Consider the following 15,358-nt stretch of genomic DNA (forward strand, 5'->3'; position numbering starts at 1 on the left):
GGCGTCACGCCGCTTCGTCGTCTTCTTCGCCGACCGGGCACTGGCCCTTCCACTGCTGCTTCCACAGCACATGCAGGTCGCGGCAGTACGCGCCGAGCGCCTCGCCCGGCAGTTGCCTCGCCTTGAACCGCAACTGGCGACGCGTAAAACCGTCGTCGTACTCATCCGGCAGTACCAGCACGGCACACTGATCGTGGTACATCAGGAAATCGCGGCAGTGGTCGTCATTGCTCATCCACGCATCCAGGTGCCTGTCGCTCAGCTGGGTTGACTCAAAGGCAACCGAGGGTTTGACGACGAAGATCCTGGTGGCTTTGAACCTGGACGCTTCGGCCTGCCAGCACACCATCAGCGCCAGCAACATGAGCGCGGTCGACGTCATACGGTGTTTCATGCGGTTGCCCCGGTGGAAGAGGGCAACAGCATTGACCATGCAGGCCGCGCAGGGCCATGCAACGGTTCTGAAAGTGCAGTGGCCCTTGTCGTCGGCGACGATGAGCCGAGCGCGGACTCGGCTCTATACGTGGCTCACGCGCACGCGTCGGTCCACATCATCTCGGCGATCGGGCGCAGCGCCTTGCACTCCTGCGTCATCTCGTCGGCCGACTTCACCTTGGCCTTGGCCTTCAGTTCCTCGGCCATCGCGTCCACGCCGCCGATCTGGTCCGGTGCGATCTTCGCCACGCAACTGCGGTGCTGCTGCAGCAACAGGTCGCAGCCCGGAACGCCGGTCACCTTCGGCGCGTTGGCCGCCTGCGCGTCCTGCATCCAGTCCTCGAACGGTGCCAGCGCACCGGCCACGGTGCCTACCAGATCATCGAAGTTGCCGCTGTACCAGTAGCCATTGTCCTTGGCCGGGTACAGGGTGAAGGTGCCGCTGGCCGGAACGCGCGCGCCGGTCTGCAGTGCCTGGGTATAGGCATCGGTGAACTGCTTGCGCGCGGCCGGGCTGGCATCGTCGGCCAGGCTGGCGGCGAACAGCGGGCGCACCTTGCCCAGGTCGGGCACCTGGCAGCTGTAGCTGATCCGCGCCAGCTTCTGGTCTTCAACGTATTCGTTGTCTTCGATCACGCTCTTGGTCGCGCGGCACTTCGAATCGCGCAGCGCCTTGGCATACAGCGCTTCGGTGGCCGCAGCGTCGACCTTGGCGCCGGTGCTGGCCAGTACCGTCTGCCAGGGTTCGGCCAAGGCCTTGGCCAGCGCACCCGGGTTCGGGGTCACGGCATCCTGGCCCTCGAACGCCGGCTTCAGTGCGTCGTTGAGCGTGCGCGTGGCGGCCGCGTCGTCTTCCAGCAGCACGCGTGCATACAGGTCGAAGGCCTGCTCGGGCGTCAGTTGGGCCGGTGCCGCGCTGGCAATCAGCGGGGCGCACAGCAGCACGCTGGCCAGAAGGGTACGGGTGGGGGTCTTCATGACGGTGTTTTCCTGTTCCAGAAGCGCGCAAGCCTAGCGCATCTGCCCACACTTTCGATGGCGCGATGCAGCCAGGTGACGGTGTGCAGCGGACAAAAAACGGGCCCCTTGCGGGGCCCGTTCGATCGCACGACGAGGAGCGATCGTTGGATCAGAAGCTGGCGCGGACGCCGGCCGAGTACTGGGTGACGTCGCGGTAGCCGGAGATCTCGCCCACCAGACCCCAGGTCTTGGTGAAGTTGATCTGGCCGCCGACGGTGCCGACCCAGGTGCCCTTGAAGTTGTTGCCGCCGTCCATGTAACCGGCCTTGACCCAACCTTCGGTCATGCGCGACGGCTTGCCACGGATGCCCATGGTGACGCGGCCCAGGTTGGTGTGATCCTTCTGGCTGAAACGAAGGCCGTCGTAGCGGACGGTGGCTTCGGCGTTCTGGCGCACCCAAGCGGCATCGGCGGTGAAGTCCAGGCGGTCGGTCCACGGCATGTGGTAGCCGATGCCGAGCTCCGGCTGGTTCAGTTCCAGCTTCAGCGAATCATTGCCGTAGTGATTGGTCTTGCTGGTACGCGACCAGCCACCGAACACGTAGACCTGTTCGGCGATGGCTACCGAGCCACGCAGGTAGCCGCCGTCGACCTTCGGGTCGTCCAGTGCGTTGTCGTCAACCTTGACCTGCGTCCAGCCGCCTTCAACGTAGGTGTAGCTCAGGGCGTCGGCCGAAGCCGAGAACGGGGCGGCGGCCAGCAGGGCGGCCACGATCAGCATCTTGCGCATGGGAATTCCTGTGAATTTCAGTCCTTTGGCGGGCCTGCCCAACGGGCTGCCCGTGGCGACCTCATGTCGTCCGGGGCAGGATTTTAATGAAAGTTTTACAGATTGCGAGCGACGGCCGTCACAGCTGTGGCATCCAGCCCCGTTCAGCCCGGGCTGGTACACTAGCCACGCCGGTTCGCCGGTACACAAACGTCTTCAGGGCGGGGTGCAATTCCCCACCGGCGGTAGGTGCGCAAGCACGAGCCCGCGAGCGCTCCGGCCCACGGCCGGGGGTCAGCAGATCCGGTCCAATGCCGGAGCCGACGGTCATAGTCCGGATGAAAGAAGACGGTGCCACAGGGCTCATGCCCTGCGTGCGCCTGTTTGCCTTGCGGCGTTTTTCGCTCACTTTTCGCGGAGAACGTTACTTGTTTACTGGAATCATCGAAGGCGTCGGCCGTCTGGCCGCACGCGAATCCATCGGCGGCGATGTCCGCTTCACCTTCAATGTCGGGAATCTGCCGTTCGACAACGTGCAGATGGGCGAGAGCATTGCCATCAACGGCGTCTGCCTCACCGTCATCGCATTCGACGCCAGCAGCTTCCAGGCCGATGCCTCCACCGAGACCCTGGGCCTGACCACGCTGGGTCAGCTGGGCGAAGGGTCGGTCATCAACCTGGAACGCGCCATGCGGCCGACCGACCGCCTGGGCGGCCATCTGGTCAGCGGCCACGTCGACGGCTTGGGCCAGGTGCTGTCCATCCACGAAGACGCGCGTGCCCAGCGCTGGCGTTTCGCCGCGCCGGCCTCGCTGCGCCGCTACATCGCCAAGAAGGGCTCGATCTGCGTGGACGGCGTCAGCCTCACCGTCAACGAAGTGGACGACGAAGGTTTTGACGTCGCCCTGATCCCGCACACGGTCGCCAACACCGCCTTCTCCGCCGCAGGCGTGGGCAGCGCGGTCAATCTTGAAATCGATCTGGTCGCCCGTTATGTGGAGCGGCTGATCAGTGTGCCGACCAACGGTCAGCACCCACAGGGAGATGTCGCATGAATTTCGCCCCGATTCCGGACATCCTGGAAGACATCCGCCTGGGCCGCATGGTGGTCATCGTCGATGACGAAGACCGCGAGAACGAAGGCGACCTGATCATGGCCGCCGAGCTGGTCAAGGCCAGCGACATCAACTTCATGGTCACCCATGGCCGTGGCCTGGTGTGCCTGCCGCTGAACCGTACCCGCGCCGCCGATCTCGGCCTGGCGCCGATGGTGCAGGCCAATACCGCCCAGTTCCAGACCAACTTCACGGTCAGCATCGAGGCCGCCGAGGGCGTCACCACCGGCATTTCGGCGCATGACCGCGCCCACACCATCCGCACCGCGGTGAAGCCCAACGCCAAGCCGTCGGACCTGCACCAGCCGGGCCACATCTTCCCGCTGATCGCCCAGCCGGGTGGCGTGCTGACCCGCGCCGGCCACACCGAAGCCGCCGTAGACATGGCCATGCTGGCCGGGCTGGAACCGGCCGGCGTGCTGGTGGAGATCCTGAACCCGGATGGCAGCATGGCGCGCCGCCCGGAGCTGGAAGTGTTCGCCCGTGAGCACGGCCTGAAGATGGGCTCCATCGCCGACCTGATCGCCTACCGCCTGGCCACCGAAAAGACCGTCGAGCGCGTGGATGAGCGCGAGATCGACACCGAATTCGGCCCGTTCAAGCTGGTCACCTACCGCGATCGCAGCGCCCACGACCTGCATTTCGCCCTGGTGCGTGGCACGCCGGATGCGGACACCCCGACCCTGGTGCGCGTGCAGGTGGAAAACCCACTGGCTGACCTGCTGCACTGGCGCCGTGACGACTTCGGCGTGGCCGCCACCGATGCCCTGCGCGCAATCGATGCCGAAGGCGCCGGCGTGATGGTGGTGCTGCAGGCCCCGCGCGACGGTGAAGCCCTGCTGGCCCGCCTGCGCCAGCAGCCGGCGCCGGTGGTACCGGGCAAGGACAAGGACGTGAGCCAGTGGCGCCGCAACGGTGCCGGCGCGCAGATCCTGTCCGACCTGGGCCTGGGCAAGCTCCGCGTGCTGGGCACCCCGCGCCGCCAGATCGGCCTGGCCGGGTACGGCCTGGAAGTGGTGGAGACGGTCACCCTGTAATGGGAATTGCCGGCCAGCGGCCAGCACTACCGGTGGGTGCCGACCCCATGCCACCGGTGGGTGCCGACCGTTGGTCGGCACGCCCTTGCGCCCCCGCCAGCCACGGCCGGGGCCCATCCACGCTAGAATTACCTCCTTATCGAGTCCCCCAAGCCGCATATGAGCCACTTCGAAGGCGATCTTCGCACTCCCGAATCGGCGCGCTTCGCCATCCTGGCCAGCCGCTGGAATGCCCGCATCACCGACACGCTGGTCGCTGGCGCTCGCCAGAGCCTGGCCGGCAACGGCATCACCGAAGCCAACATCGACGTGATCCGCGTGCCGGGTGCCTGGGAGCTGCCGCTGGTGGCCGCGCGCCTGGCCGCTGCCCACGAACACGCCGCCATCCTCACCCTGGGCTGCGTGATCCGTGGCGATACCCGTCATTACGAGCACGTGGCCGACCGCTGCGCCGAAGGCTTGATGCGCGTGCAGCTGGATTTCGGCGTGCCGGTGCTGAACGGCGTGCTGGCGGTGGAACGCGTTGAAGACGCCGAGGCCCGCGCAGGCGGCAGCCACGGCAACAAGGGCGAGGAAGTCGCACTCGCCGCATTGGAAATGGTCAATCTTCTGGAGCAGCTGCCATGAACAAGAACACCCAGGGCAAGCCCTCCGGTAAACCCGTCCGCCGCGATGGCGTCGATCCGGTGCTGCGCTCGCGCGCCCGCCGTCGTGCCGTGCAGGCCATCTACGCCTGGCAGATCTCCGGCGGCAACGCACAGTCGCTGATCGCCCAGTTCGCCCACGAGCAGGCCCGCGAAATCGCCGATCTGGCGTATTTCGAGGCGCTGTTGCACGGTGTGCTCGACAACCGCCGCGACATCGACGAAGCCCTCGGCCCGTACCTGGACCGTGGCATCGAGGAAGTGGACGCGATCGAACGCGCGGTGCTGCGCCTGGCCGCCTACGAGCTGCGCTACCGCCTGGACGTGCCATACCGCGTGGTGATCAACGAAGCCATCGAATCGGCCAAGCGCTTCGGTTCCGAGCACGGCCACACCTACGTCAACGGCGTGCTGGATCGTGCCGCCGTGGAATGGCGCAAGGTCGAATCGGGTCACTGACCCACTGCGTCCCGCATCGTTCATTGAACGGCGCGGGAATCTGCTTCGGTAGAGTCGACTGTCAGTCGACTGCCTTTCGATCAGCAGTCGTAGTGTCGGACCGGAGAGCAGTCGACTGACAGTCGACTCTACCCCCCAGCCGGTTCACCTGGTCGGCATCCGCGCCCGCCGCCCATCCATGCAACCCGCCGGAACGCCCCATGTCCCTGGCCGAATTCGCCCTCATCGACCGCATCCGCGCCCGCACCCTCGAGCGCGACGACATCCTGCTCGGCATTGGCGATGACGCCGCGCTGCTGCAGCCGCGCGCCAACGAACAACTGGTGGTCACCGCCGACACGCTCAACAGCGGCGTGCACTTCCCGGCGGAAACCCCGGCCTTCGACATTGGTTGGAAGACCCTGGCGGTCAACCTGTCGGATCTCGCCGCGATGGGCGCGCGCCCGGCGTGGTGCACGCTGGCGTTGTCGCTGCCGGAAGCGTCGGAAGACTGGATCGAGGCCTTCGCCGATGGCTTCTTCGCCCTGGCCGACCAGCACGACATCGCGCTGATCGGCGGCGACACCACGCGCGGCCCGCTGTCGTTGTCGGTGACCGCGATGGGCCAGGTCGGGCGTGGCCAGGCGCTGCGCCGCGACCGCGCGCAGGTGGGCGATGACATCTGGGTCAGCGGCACGCTGGGCGATGCCGCCGGTGCGCTGCGCCTGTGGCAGCAGGGTGCGCTGAGCATCGCCACCGCCACGCTGCTGGCCGACTACGAAAGCCTGCGCCTGCGCCTGCTGCGGCCGACGCCGCGTGTGACCCTGGGCCTGCGCCTGCGTGCCTTCGCGCATGCGGCGGTGGATGTGTCCGACGGCCTGCTGGCCGACCTGGGCCACATCGCCACACGCAGCAACGTGGCCGCGCATGTGGATGCCGATTCGCTGCCGATCTCGCACGCGCTGCGTGAGCTGCTCGGCCGCGACGATGCACGCGATTGCGCATTGCGTGGTGGCGACGACTACGAGCTGTGCTTCACCGCCGCCGCCGACCAGCGCGATGCGCTGCACTATCTGGCCGAATCGCTGGACGTGCCGCTCACTCGCATCGGCCGCATCGCCGAAGGGCAGGGCGTGCACGTGGATGGCGAAGCCGCCGACGGCGGATACCAGCACTTCGCGTAGCCACAGCGGTCCTGCTCTGGTGGGTGCCAACCTTGGTTGGCACGAATGTGTCGGGCGCCCATGCCAATGCCGTGTCGACCAAGGTCGACACCTACCGAGGTCGAGTGTATCGGCATCGCTCAGTGCTTCGTCGCGTGCAACTGCAGATCCACATACTCGGCCAGCCCACGGCAGGCCAGCAACAGCCCTTCGCGCGCGCCGTCATCCATGTGCTGGTCGATATCCCCGTCCACGCGGGCGCGTTCGGTGGCGTGCAGCAGTTCCAGCAGGAAACTGAGCCCGGCATTGGCGCGGTCGATGCGCGCCAACGCCACGCGCTGCCCGGGTGTACGGTTGCTGCCGGGCCACGGCTGGCCGTCGGCCGCATCGCCCTGGCGGATGTGCTGCAGGCAGGCCTGCAGGGTGATGGCCCCGGCGTTGTTGCCGCTCTGCAGCGCAACGAAGGTGTCTTCCAGTGTGCGTGCCAGATCGTCCGGCAGGCGCGTGGCGGCGTCGCCCAGGGTAGCGAACAGGTGCGGGTAGGGGGAAGCGGTCATGGCGGCGTCCTTGTGCAAGAGGCAAGGAGCCACCCTGCTTAACAGCGAGGGTGGCGGACGGTGCGTGGTTCCAATACCGGAGGTCGATGTAGAAGCGCCGGCGGGCACGAGGCCCCCACGCACCGCCCGCCATGTAAGCGCGGACGGAATGCCTGCCGACGCCACCCAGCAAGGAAAGAGCGACGCCGGCAGGCAAGCGTAACCAACACATCAACCTAACGGGATTGGAAGCCCGTGCCACCCGTTATCGGCGGCGCTACATGATCAGCATGAAGCGCCAATGCTGCCAATGAGAATTGTTGGAAAGCTAGAATGTGTTGCAGACGCGTGGCGCGCGCCTCAGCGTGGCAATCGCGACATTCCTGTAGAGCCGGGCCCACGCTCGGCTCATCGCGATCAGCACGAAGAGCAGCCGAGCATGGCTTGGCTCCGCTGTCGCTCACAGGCTGGATCGAACCTAAACACCTACCTGCTCTGTCGCGATCGTCCATTGAATGACTGCGGCAGCGGTGGTGATGCTGTCGGACCGTTTTCCGCTCGTTGCCTGCATGTCCCCTTCCAAACGTTCGCACAACGCTGCCATCGACGGCCTGCGTGCACTGGCCGTGCTGGCCGTCGTCGTCTTCCACACCAACGCCATGTGGCTGCCCGGGGGGTTCACCGGCGTGGACCTGTTCTTCGTGGTGTCCGGCTTCGTGATCAGCCAGTCGCTGGCCTCCCGCACGCATGCGTCGCTGGGCGCGATGCTGCTCGACTTCTACCGGCGCCGCGTGCTGCGCCTGTTGCCGGCGCTGCTGGCGATGTTGATGGCCACCTTCGTGCTGTCCGCACTGTTCATTCCCCGCGCGTGGCGCAATGAGCAGTTCGACCAGACCGGCTGGGCCGCGCTGGTCGGCCTCAGCAACATCGTGCTGGCCGGCCAGCAGGACGACTATTTCTCGCCCGGTGCGGAACTCAATCCGTTCCTGCACACGTGGACGCTGGGCGTGGAGGAGCAGTTCTATCTGGTCTTCCCGCTGCTGTTCTTCGTGTGGCTGCGCGGGCGTGAGCGCTGGCCGTGGTCGCGTTGGCTGTTGCCGGTGCTCACCCTGCTGTCGCTGGCGTGGGCGGGCTGGCAGGCGCAATCGGCACCGGCGGCAGCGTTCTACCTGCTGCCGGCGCGGTTCTGGGAGCTGGCTGCGGGCGCGCTGCTGTACCAGTGGATGCGCACGCGTACGCTGGGCCGGAACGGTGATGCGGTTGCAGTGATCGGTCTGGTGCTGCTGGGTGCAGGCGTGGTGATCGCACCGCAGCTGGCGATGCCGGTTCCGGGCGTGCTGGCCACCGTGGCCGGTACGTTGATGCTGTTGGCGAGCGTGTCGGCACCGGATACATCGCGCATTGGGCGCGCGCTGGGCTGCGCACCGCTGGCCTACCTGGGCCGGTTGTCCTACTCGCTGTACCTGTGGCATTGGCCGCTGCTGGTGCTGCTGCGCTGGACGTATGGCCTGCATGGCGTCGCGCCGTGGCTGTATCCGGTGCTGCTGCTGGCGGTGTCGGCCGCGTCCTACCACTTCATCGAGCGCCCGCTGCGCAGTGCGGCGCCGCTGCTGCGCCTGGCACCGGCCAAGGTGCTGGCGATGGCGCTGCCAGTGGTCGCGCTATGCGGCGCAGGCGCCTGGGCCACGGTGGAGTACCACGAGCAGGTCTCGCTGAGCGTTACCCGCGACGGATATGCATGGCAGGCGCGCCGCTACCCGGCGTGGCGACCGCTGGAGCCGGTGAGTGCGCCAGCGCTTGAAGGGCGGCGCCTGTTCGTGGTGGGCGACTCGCATGCAGCGGCGTATCGCACCATGACCAGCATGGTCGCGCGCCAGACCGGCATGGAGGTGCGTCAGCAGGATCGCGGTGGTTGCAGCTTCGTCAACCTGCTGCGGGCCAGCCCGGCCGACTGCCAGGACTTCATTGAGGACGCGCTGTCGACCATCGAGAGCGAAGCACGTCCTGGTGACATCGTGCTGCTTGCGGCATTGCGCATGCCGGAGCTGCGCGGATTCGACTGGCAACAGCAGGATGCGCAGCAGGTCTATCGTCAATTGCTTGCCGAGCGTACCCCGACCGATGCGCAGGCCGCGCGCGATGAGGCTGATCATGTTCTCGGGCGTTTGCAGACGCTGGGCGTACACGTGGTGATCGACGCACCGCTACCGCTGTTCAAGGCAGGTGCATACCGCTGTTCGGACTGGTTCAATCGCCGCAATCCGGCTTGTGCCGGCGGTCTGAGCATGCCGCGTGCGGATCTGGAAATGCTGCGCGTGCCGCAGATGGCACTGCTGGCGGACCTGGCCGCACGTTACCCGTCACTGACCGTGTGGGATCCGCTGCCGTTGCTGTGCGGGCCAGACACCTGTTCGGCGGTGGAAGACGGTGAACCCCTGTTCTTCGACAATGACCATCTGAGCGGGCACGGCAATCGCGTGCTGCTGCCCAGCTTCCGCCAGACCCTCATCGACAGCGTAGGCAGCGCGCCCCGGTAGCGCCGGGCATGCCCGGCGGCGTTCACACCGGCGGCAGCACCTTGCCCGGGTTGAGAATGCCGTCCGGGTCCAGCGCGGCCTTGATCGCGCGCATCGTCGCCAGCGTTTCCGGGGTAAAGGCCTGCGCCATGAAATCGCGCTTGGCCAGGCCAATGCCGTGTTCGCCCGACAGCGTGCCACCCAGTGCCAGCGTCAGCGCGAAGATCTTTGGCAGCGCGGCATGCGCGCGTGCGTTTTCGTCGGCATCGTCCGGGTGATACAGGATGTTGACGTGCAGGTTGCCGTTGCCGGCATGGCCGAAGGTGACGATGGTCAGCGTGTAGTCGCGCGCCAAGGCCTGCACGCCCGCCACCAGCTCCGGAATGCGCGACACCGGGACCACCACGTCTTCATTGATCTTGCCCGGCGCAACGCTGCGCAGCGCAGGCGACAACGCCTTGCGCGCGGCCCACAGCTGGTCGCGCGCGCGTCCTTCCATCGCCACATCCAGTTCGATGATGCCGTCGCCTTCGGCGGCGCTGGCCAGTGCCTGCAGCAGGTAGGGCAGGGTGTCGTGGTCGCCATCGGCCTCGACCAGCAGCATCGCACCGGCCTCCGGTACCTCGGCACCATTGAGGCGCAGCAGCTCCAGGCTGCGCGCGTCCATGAATTCCAGGCGGGTGGGTACCACCGGCTGCGACATCAGCCGTGACACCGCCGCGGCGGCGGCATCGGCATCGCGGTACAGCACGCGCAGCCCGGCCTGGCTGACCGGCAGCGGGGTCAGTTTCAGCGTGGCTTCCACGATCAATGCCAGCGTGCCTTCGCTGCCCACCAGCAGATGGGTCAGATCGTAGCCAGTGGCATCCTTGGTGTAGGCGCCGCCGCAGCGGATCACATCGCCGGTGCCGGTCACTGCCACCAGGCCCAGCACGTTGTCGCGGCTGGTGCCGTACTTCACCGCGCGCGGGCCGCCCGCATTGCAGGCCAGGTTGCCACCGACGCTGCAGATCTCGGCGCTGGAAGGATCCGGCGCCCAGAACAGGCCATGCGGGGCCAGTGCCTGCTGCAGGGCGCCATTGAGCACGCCCGGTTGCACCACCGCGCAGCGATCGCCGGCGCGGATCTCGACGATGCGGTCCATGCGGGTGAACGACAGCACGATGCTGCCGGGCAGCGGCACGGCCGCGCCGGTGGTGCCAGTGCCGGCGCCACGTGCGACCAGCGCTACGTGATGGGCCCGGCATGCGCGCACCAGTGCCTGCACCTGTTCGATGTTGGCAGGCTGCGCGACGGCGGCGGGGCGTTGATGACGCCACGAGTTGTCCTGCGCGTTGGCCTCCAGCGCGCTGTCATCCATGCGCCAGCCCTCCGCGCCCAGCAGGGCGGACAGTTCGGCAACCAGGGCAGCAGGCAGGGCAGGACTCATGACGGATCTCGTGGGGCAGCAGGAGCGGGTTGGATCAGTTTCCAGGCAACAACGGCGCCAGCCAGTGGCAGCCACACCCAGCGCAGTTCCGACAGCAGGGTGGCCAGGCCGCGCGCGCTGAAGAACTGTGGGGCGAACGGTGAAACGCGGATCGGTCGCCACGGTGCGAAGAAGCGTTGTTCGCTCCAGGGCCAGGCGAGGGCCACGCCGAGGCCGCCAGAGGTCATCGCATCCAGCAGCGGGTGGCTGGCAGCGCAGATGAAGACGAATACCGCCGCCTGCACGGTAGATGCCAAGCTTGGTTGGCACACACCCGCCGACCAAGGTCGGCGACTACCGGAGGCGTGCTGCGCCGACCAAGGTCGGCAATTACCAAAGAACGCCAGCACCGCGGCCAATGCCGCCAGCACGCCGGCAAACAGCAGCGAATGGCTGGCGCCGCGATGGCCGAACGCATCGGCGTAGGGAATGTGCAGCGCGAAGGCCAGTACATCGGCATCGGGCAGCATCGCTGCAATCACGCCGGCCGCCAGCAGGCGCGGCGGGATGCGGCCGCGATCAGCGGCGCACCACAGCGCCAGCGGCACAGCAGCATGGGTGATGATCGAAGGCATCAGTCACACACCGTGGTCGTGCCGGCCTGGCTGCGCTCTGGCAGGTGCCAACCTTGGTTGGCACAGAAGCGCCGACCAAGGTCGGCCTCTACCAGAGCGGACGGTACCCATCAGCAATCATCCAGCCGGAACGCATCACGCAGCCACCGCAGCTGCGGCGGCTCGCCGGTGGCGTCGACCACATCAAAACGGCAGGGTGCATTGGCCAGCGCCGGGTTGTCCTGCAGGTACAGCTGCGCGGCGTGCGCCAGGCGTCGGCACTTGCGCACATCCACCGAAGCGGCACCGCCACCGAAATCCGATCGCGCGCGATAGCGCACTTCCACGAACACCACGGTGCCGGCATCGTCCATCACAAGGTCCAGTTCACCGCCGCGATAGCGCACGTTGCGCGCACGCGGCTGCAGTCCCGCCTGTTGCAGATGCTGCTCGGCGGCGGCTTCCACCGCCGAGCCACGTTGGCTGCGCTCAGCGACCACCGACGATCGGCATCGGCCGGCCGCCATTGAAGGTGGACCATGCCGGCTGGCGCAGGATGTTGCCGTTGCTGTCCAGGAACAGGGTGCCGGTGGCACCGTCCAGGCCGCCTTCGTTGGACAGCTTGTCCAGATAGGCGGTGATCTTCCAGGCATCGGCGCCGAACGCGAACAGGCGGCCGGCTGCACCGCGTGCGCTGGGCAGGGTGCTGGCGACCTGGCTGGCCGACGGCAGGCCCGACACGCTGCGCACGTTCCAGGCCTCATTCGGGTAGACGATGCCGTCCAGCGCCACGTCTTCTTCCACCTTGCCGCTGCCGATGGTCAGTTGCGAGGTGCCGACGCGGGTGGCGCCGCCGGCACCGGCCAGCGCCAGCTGCGGCGCCAGCAGGCGCGCCTGCGGCGCACGCACGGCGAGGAATACGGCATCGACCTGGCCGGCATTGCGCACCTGCGCACCGACATCGCCGACCGCATCGCTGACACCGATGGTGGCCACCACCTGGCCGCCACGCTGGGCGAAGCGCTGGGCGAAGGCGGCGGCGGCACGGCGGCCGGTATCGTCGGCGCTGTTGATCACCAGCGCCTTGCCGCGCTCGCGACCACGCAGGTATTCAGCGGCGACGATGCCGTCATCTTCCGGTGCCAGCGAGAAACCGGCGCTGCCGGCCGGCGGCGCATCCTTGCCACGGTTCAGCGCCAGCACCGGCACCTGCAGCTGCTTACGGCCGTACACCGCGTCCACTTCGTCGCGGCCCAGCGGGCCGACCACGAAGTCGGCACCGGAGGCCACGGCCTTGTCATAGGCGGCGAGGGCACCGGCCGGGGTACCGGCGGTGTCGATGAAGTTGATGTCCGGGCGGCGGCGGGTCTCGCCGTAGTACGCGGCCAGCAGGCCATCGCGCACCGGCTGCGCGGCGGTGGCCAGGCGGCCGCTGAGCGGCAGCAGCACGGCCAGCTTGGCCGGCGGGCGATAACCGTCGCTCATCGCCGGCGGGCGCTTGCTGGTGTCGAACTGGGCGGCGCCATCGCGGTCGAACGGTCGCGGCAGCGGCAGGCCGCGTGCGATCAGTGCGCGGCCGGCGAAGTTGTACAGCGGGTCGTTGGCCGGCAGGGCGGCGGCACGACTGCGCAGGGTGGCGTCGTCGAGGGTACCGAGCAGGCCGGCGATGGCGGCCTGGTTCTCGCTGCGCGCACTGCCGGTCAGGCTGGCATGGGCGCGGGCGCGTTCGGTGGCAGCGCCGAAGGCATCGCCGGTGCCCTGCAGCGCAGTGGCGCGGGCCAGATACCAGCGCGTCCGCAGTGCCGGCAGCACGTTGTCGCCGTGGTCCTTCAGCAGGGCCAGGGCCTGCCCCGGCTGCTTGTCGGCCAGCGCCAGCTCGGCACTGGTCAACTGGTAGCGCTGCAGGCTGGCGCCGGTCAGCTGGCGGGCGGTGAGCTGGCCCAGCAGGCTGCGCGCGCGGGCGCTGTCGCCGGCCAGGTGCCAGGCCCAGGCCGCATCGGCCAGGGCATTGGCGCGGGCTCCGCCGCGCAGGGTGGCAGCCAGGCCTTCCAGCTGCAGTGCGGCGTCGCGCGGCTTGCCCTGGTCGATCAGCGCCAGCGCCTGGCTCTGGGCCGGCGATTCGGGCGCGCTGGTCAAGCTGGTGGTGGCACAGCCGGCCAGCAGCATCAGCGACAACGACAGGGCGGAGATCCGTGCGGCGGGCTTGTTCATGATCGGGTCCATGCGATGAGGGCAGCGGCCTTGGCCGGGTACACGCTACGATTCTACCCTTGCCCCGTGAGTACCGCTGAAATGAGTGTCCCAACCCTGTACGTCGTCGCCACCCCGATCGGCAACCTGGCCGATCTGAGCCCGCGCGCGCAGGAGGTGCTGCGCGCGGTGGCGGCCATCTGTGCCGAGGACACCCGCCGCAGCGGCCAGCTGCTGTCCCATTTCGGCATCCAGCAACCGCTGGTGGCCCTGCACGAGCACAATGAGGAAGCGCTGTCGCAGCGCCTGGTCTCGCGCCTGCAGGCGGGCGAATCGCTGGCGCTGGTGAGCGATGCCGGTACCCCGCTGGTCAGCGATCCCGGCTTCCGCCTGGTGCGTGCCGCGCGTGCGGCGGGCATCAAGGTCAGCCCGATTCCCGGTGCCTGTGCTGCCATCGCCGCTTTGAGCGTGGCGGGCCTGCCCAGTGACCGCTTCAGCTTCGAGGGTTTCTTGCCGGCCAAGGCCAGCGGCCGCCGCGACCGCCTGCAGGCGCTGGCCGGTGAAGTACGCACGATGGTGTTCTACGAATCCTCGCATCGCATCGCCGAGTCGCTGGCGGACATGGCGGCGATCTTCGGCGGCGAACGCCCTGCGGTACTGGCGCGTGAGCTGACCAAGCTGTTCGAGACCGTGCTCGATGGCGATCTGGCCGGCCTGCTGGCCAAGGTGGAAGCCGACGAGAACCAGCGCAAGGGCGAGTTCGTGGTGATGGTGCAGGGCGCTGGCGATGATGAAGAAGCGCAGCTGGCGCATGGCCGCCGCGTCTACGCCAAGCTGAGCGAGCATCTGCCGCCGTCGACCGCGGCGAAGCTGGCGGCAGAGTTGACCGGTGCACCGCGCAAGGCGTTGTACGGCAGTTGATGGATCGTGCGGACCAAGGTCCGCACCCACCAAAGCGGAATCCGCACCCACCAGAGCAGCGGAGTCGGTAGATCCACGTCATGCGTGGATGGATGAACCGGATGCCGCGATCAGCACGGCAGGAAGGGCGTGCGTAGGCTAGAATGTGCGCTGGCGGAGCCGGCCAGACAGTCGCGTCATCCCCTCGGGGGTGCCGAGGAAAGTCCGGGCTCCATAGGGCAAGGTGCCAGGTAACGCCTGGGCGGCGCAAGCCGACGGAAAGTGCAACAGAAAGATACCGCCTACGTCTTCTTCGGAAGGCCGGTAAGGGTGAAATGGTGCGGTAAGAGCGCACCGCGAGTCTGGCAACAGACCGGCACGGCAAACCCCACCTGGAGCAAGACCAAATAGGGATCCTTTGGCGCGGCCCGCGTTGGATCCGGGTAGGTTGCTTGAGCGTTGCGGTGACGTAACGCCTAGAGGAATGACTGTCCACGACAGAACCCGGCTTATCGGCCGGCTCCGCCTCTTTCTTCTACATGCGTGCTTCCATATGCGTGAACCGCGCATCGGTAGTGCCGGCCGCTGGCCGGCAGCTTCACGCTGCCAGCAGCGGCGGACAGAATACCGGCC

At 67.7% G+C, this 15,358-nt stretch carries 15 protein-coding genes, 1 other RNA gene and 1 riboswitch; of the genes, 8 read left to right on the top strand and 8 right to left on the bottom strand.

The features are described 5' to 3' along the window. Window positions 1-4 precede the first annotated feature (4 nt). From CKW06_RS03360 to CKW06_RS03370, 3 genes are all read right to left on the bottom strand, one after another. The gene (locus CKW06_RS03360; protein ID WP_077684417.1) at window positions 5-433 is read right to left on the bottom strand and encodes a hypothetical protein; all 429 of its coding nucleotides are present in this window, start codon (window positions 431-433) and stop codon (window positions 5-7) included. Window positions 434-528: 95 nt separating this feature from the next. Beyond that, entirely contained in the window at window positions 529-1,413 is an 885-nt protein-coding gene (locus CKW06_RS03365) for a hypothetical protein (protein ID WP_024957261.1), read from the bottom strand. A gap of 151 nt (window positions 1,414-1,564) precedes the next feature. Beyond that, the gene (locus tag CKW06_RS03370; protein ID WP_024957262.1) at window positions 1,565-2,185 is read right to left on the bottom strand and encodes a hypothetical protein; all 621 of its coding nucleotides are present in this window, start codon (window positions 2,183-2,185) and stop codon (window positions 1,565-1,567) included. Window positions 2,186-2,372: 187 nt separating this feature from the next. Next, window positions 2,373-2,518, top strand: a riboswitch (FMN riboswitch). A gap of 74 nt (window positions 2,519-2,592) precedes the next feature. On the opposite strand from CKW06_RS03370, the gene CKW06_RS03375 reads away from it, so the two are divergent. The 5 genes from CKW06_RS03375 to thiL all read left to right on the top strand — a co-directional run bounded on the left by CKW06_RS03375 (window position 2,593) and on the right by thiL (window position 6,582). Further along, entirely contained in the window at window positions 2,593-3,219 is a 627-nt protein-coding gene (locus tag CKW06_RS03375) for a riboflavin synthase (RefSeq protein ID WP_024957263.1), read from the top strand. Beyond that, entirely contained in the window at window positions 3,216-4,316 is a 1,101-nt protein-coding gene (gene ribB, locus CKW06_RS03380) for a 3,4-dihydroxy-2-butanone-4-phosphate synthase (protein ID WP_024957264.1), read from the top strand. Before CKW06_RS03375 ends, ribB begins: the two co-directional genes overlap by 4 nt. 159 nt (window positions 4,317-4,475) lie before the next feature. Then, entirely contained in the window at window positions 4,476-4,943 is a 468-nt protein-coding gene (ribH, locus tag CKW06_RS03385) for a 6,7-dimethyl-8-ribityllumazine synthase (protein ID WP_005408061.1), read from the top strand. Then, complete coding sequence (nusB, locus tag CKW06_RS03390; protein ID WP_005408062.1) at window positions 4,940-5,419, top strand: transcription antitermination factor NusB; 480 nt, start codon at window positions 4,940-4,942, stop codon at window positions 5,417-5,419. Before ribH ends, nusB begins: the two co-directional genes overlap by 4 nt. 200 nt (window positions 5,420-5,619) lie before the next feature. Beyond that, entirely contained in the window at window positions 5,620-6,582 is a 963-nt protein-coding gene (gene thiL / locus CKW06_RS03395; RefSeq protein ID WP_032963719.1) for a thiamine-phosphate kinase, read from the top strand. A gap of 119 nt (window positions 6,583-6,701) precedes the next feature. On the opposite strand, the gene CKW06_RS03400 is transcribed toward thiL, so the two are convergent. After that, complete coding sequence (locus CKW06_RS03400) at window positions 6,702-7,118, bottom strand: hypothetical protein (RefSeq protein WP_024957266.1); 417 nt, start codon at window positions 7,116-7,118, stop codon at window positions 6,702-6,704. Between the two features lie 494 nt (window positions 7,119-7,612). On the opposite strand from CKW06_RS03400, the gene CKW06_RS03405 reads away from it, so the two are divergent. Then, window positions 7,613-9,634 (top strand): acyltransferase family protein, encoded by a 2,022-nt coding sequence (locus CKW06_RS03405; RefSeq protein WP_024957267.1) that lies wholly within the window; start codon window positions 7,613-7,615, stop codon window positions 9,632-9,634. A gap of 22 nt (window positions 9,635-9,656) precedes the next feature. On the opposite strand, the gene CKW06_RS03410 is transcribed toward CKW06_RS03405, so the two are convergent. The 4 genes from CKW06_RS03410 to CKW06_RS03425 all read right to left on the bottom strand — a co-directional run bounded on the left by CKW06_RS03410 (window position 9,657) and on the right by CKW06_RS03425 (window position 13,846). Next, the gene (locus CKW06_RS03410; RefSeq protein WP_024957268.1) at window positions 9,657-11,042 is read right to left on the bottom strand and encodes an FAD-binding oxidoreductase; all 1,386 of its coding nucleotides are present in this window, start codon (window positions 11,040-11,042) and stop codon (window positions 9,657-9,659) included. Continuing rightward, a complete protein-coding gene (locus CKW06_RS03415) occupies window positions 11,039-11,656 on the bottom strand; it encodes a metal-dependent hydrolase (protein WP_024957269.1) in 618 nt (205 codons plus the stop codon). The genes CKW06_RS03410 and CKW06_RS03415 overlap by 4 nt, the downstream gene beginning before the upstream one ends. 110 nt (window positions 11,657-11,766) lie before the next feature. Next, complete coding sequence (locus tag CKW06_RS03420; protein ID WP_024957270.1) at window positions 11,767-12,135, bottom strand: YraN family protein; 369 nt, start codon at window positions 12,133-12,135, stop codon at window positions 11,767-11,769. Beyond that, window positions 12,125-13,846, bottom strand: a complete 1,722-nt coding sequence (locus CKW06_RS03425) for a penicillin-binding protein activator (RefSeq protein ID WP_024957271.1) — start codon at window positions 13,844-13,846, stop codon at window positions 12,125-12,127. Before CKW06_RS03425 ends, CKW06_RS03420 begins: the two co-directional genes overlap by 11 nt. Before the next feature lie 81 nt (window positions 13,847-13,927). Here CKW06_RS03425 and rsmI point away from each other — a divergent pair, with 81 nt between their 5' ends. Further along, window positions 13,928-14,746: a 16S rRNA (cytidine(1402)-2'-O)-methyltransferase gene (rsmI, locus tag CKW06_RS03430; RefSeq protein WP_024957272.1), complete on the top strand. Its 819-nt coding sequence runs from the start codon at window positions 13,928-13,930 to the stop codon at window positions 14,744-14,746. A 155-nt stretch (window positions 14,747-14,901) separates the two neighbouring features. Then, an RNA gene (rnpB, locus tag CKW06_RS03435) (RNase P RNA component class A) lies at window positions 14,902-15,253 on the top strand. Window positions 15,254-15,358: the final 105 nt, after the last annotated feature.

Origin of the sequence: Stenotrophomonas maltophilia, from assembly GCF_900186865.1 — a bacterium.
Lineage (GTDB): Bacteria > Pseudomonadota > Gammaproteobacteria > Xanthomonadales > Xanthomonadaceae > Stenotrophomonas > Stenotrophomonas maltophilia.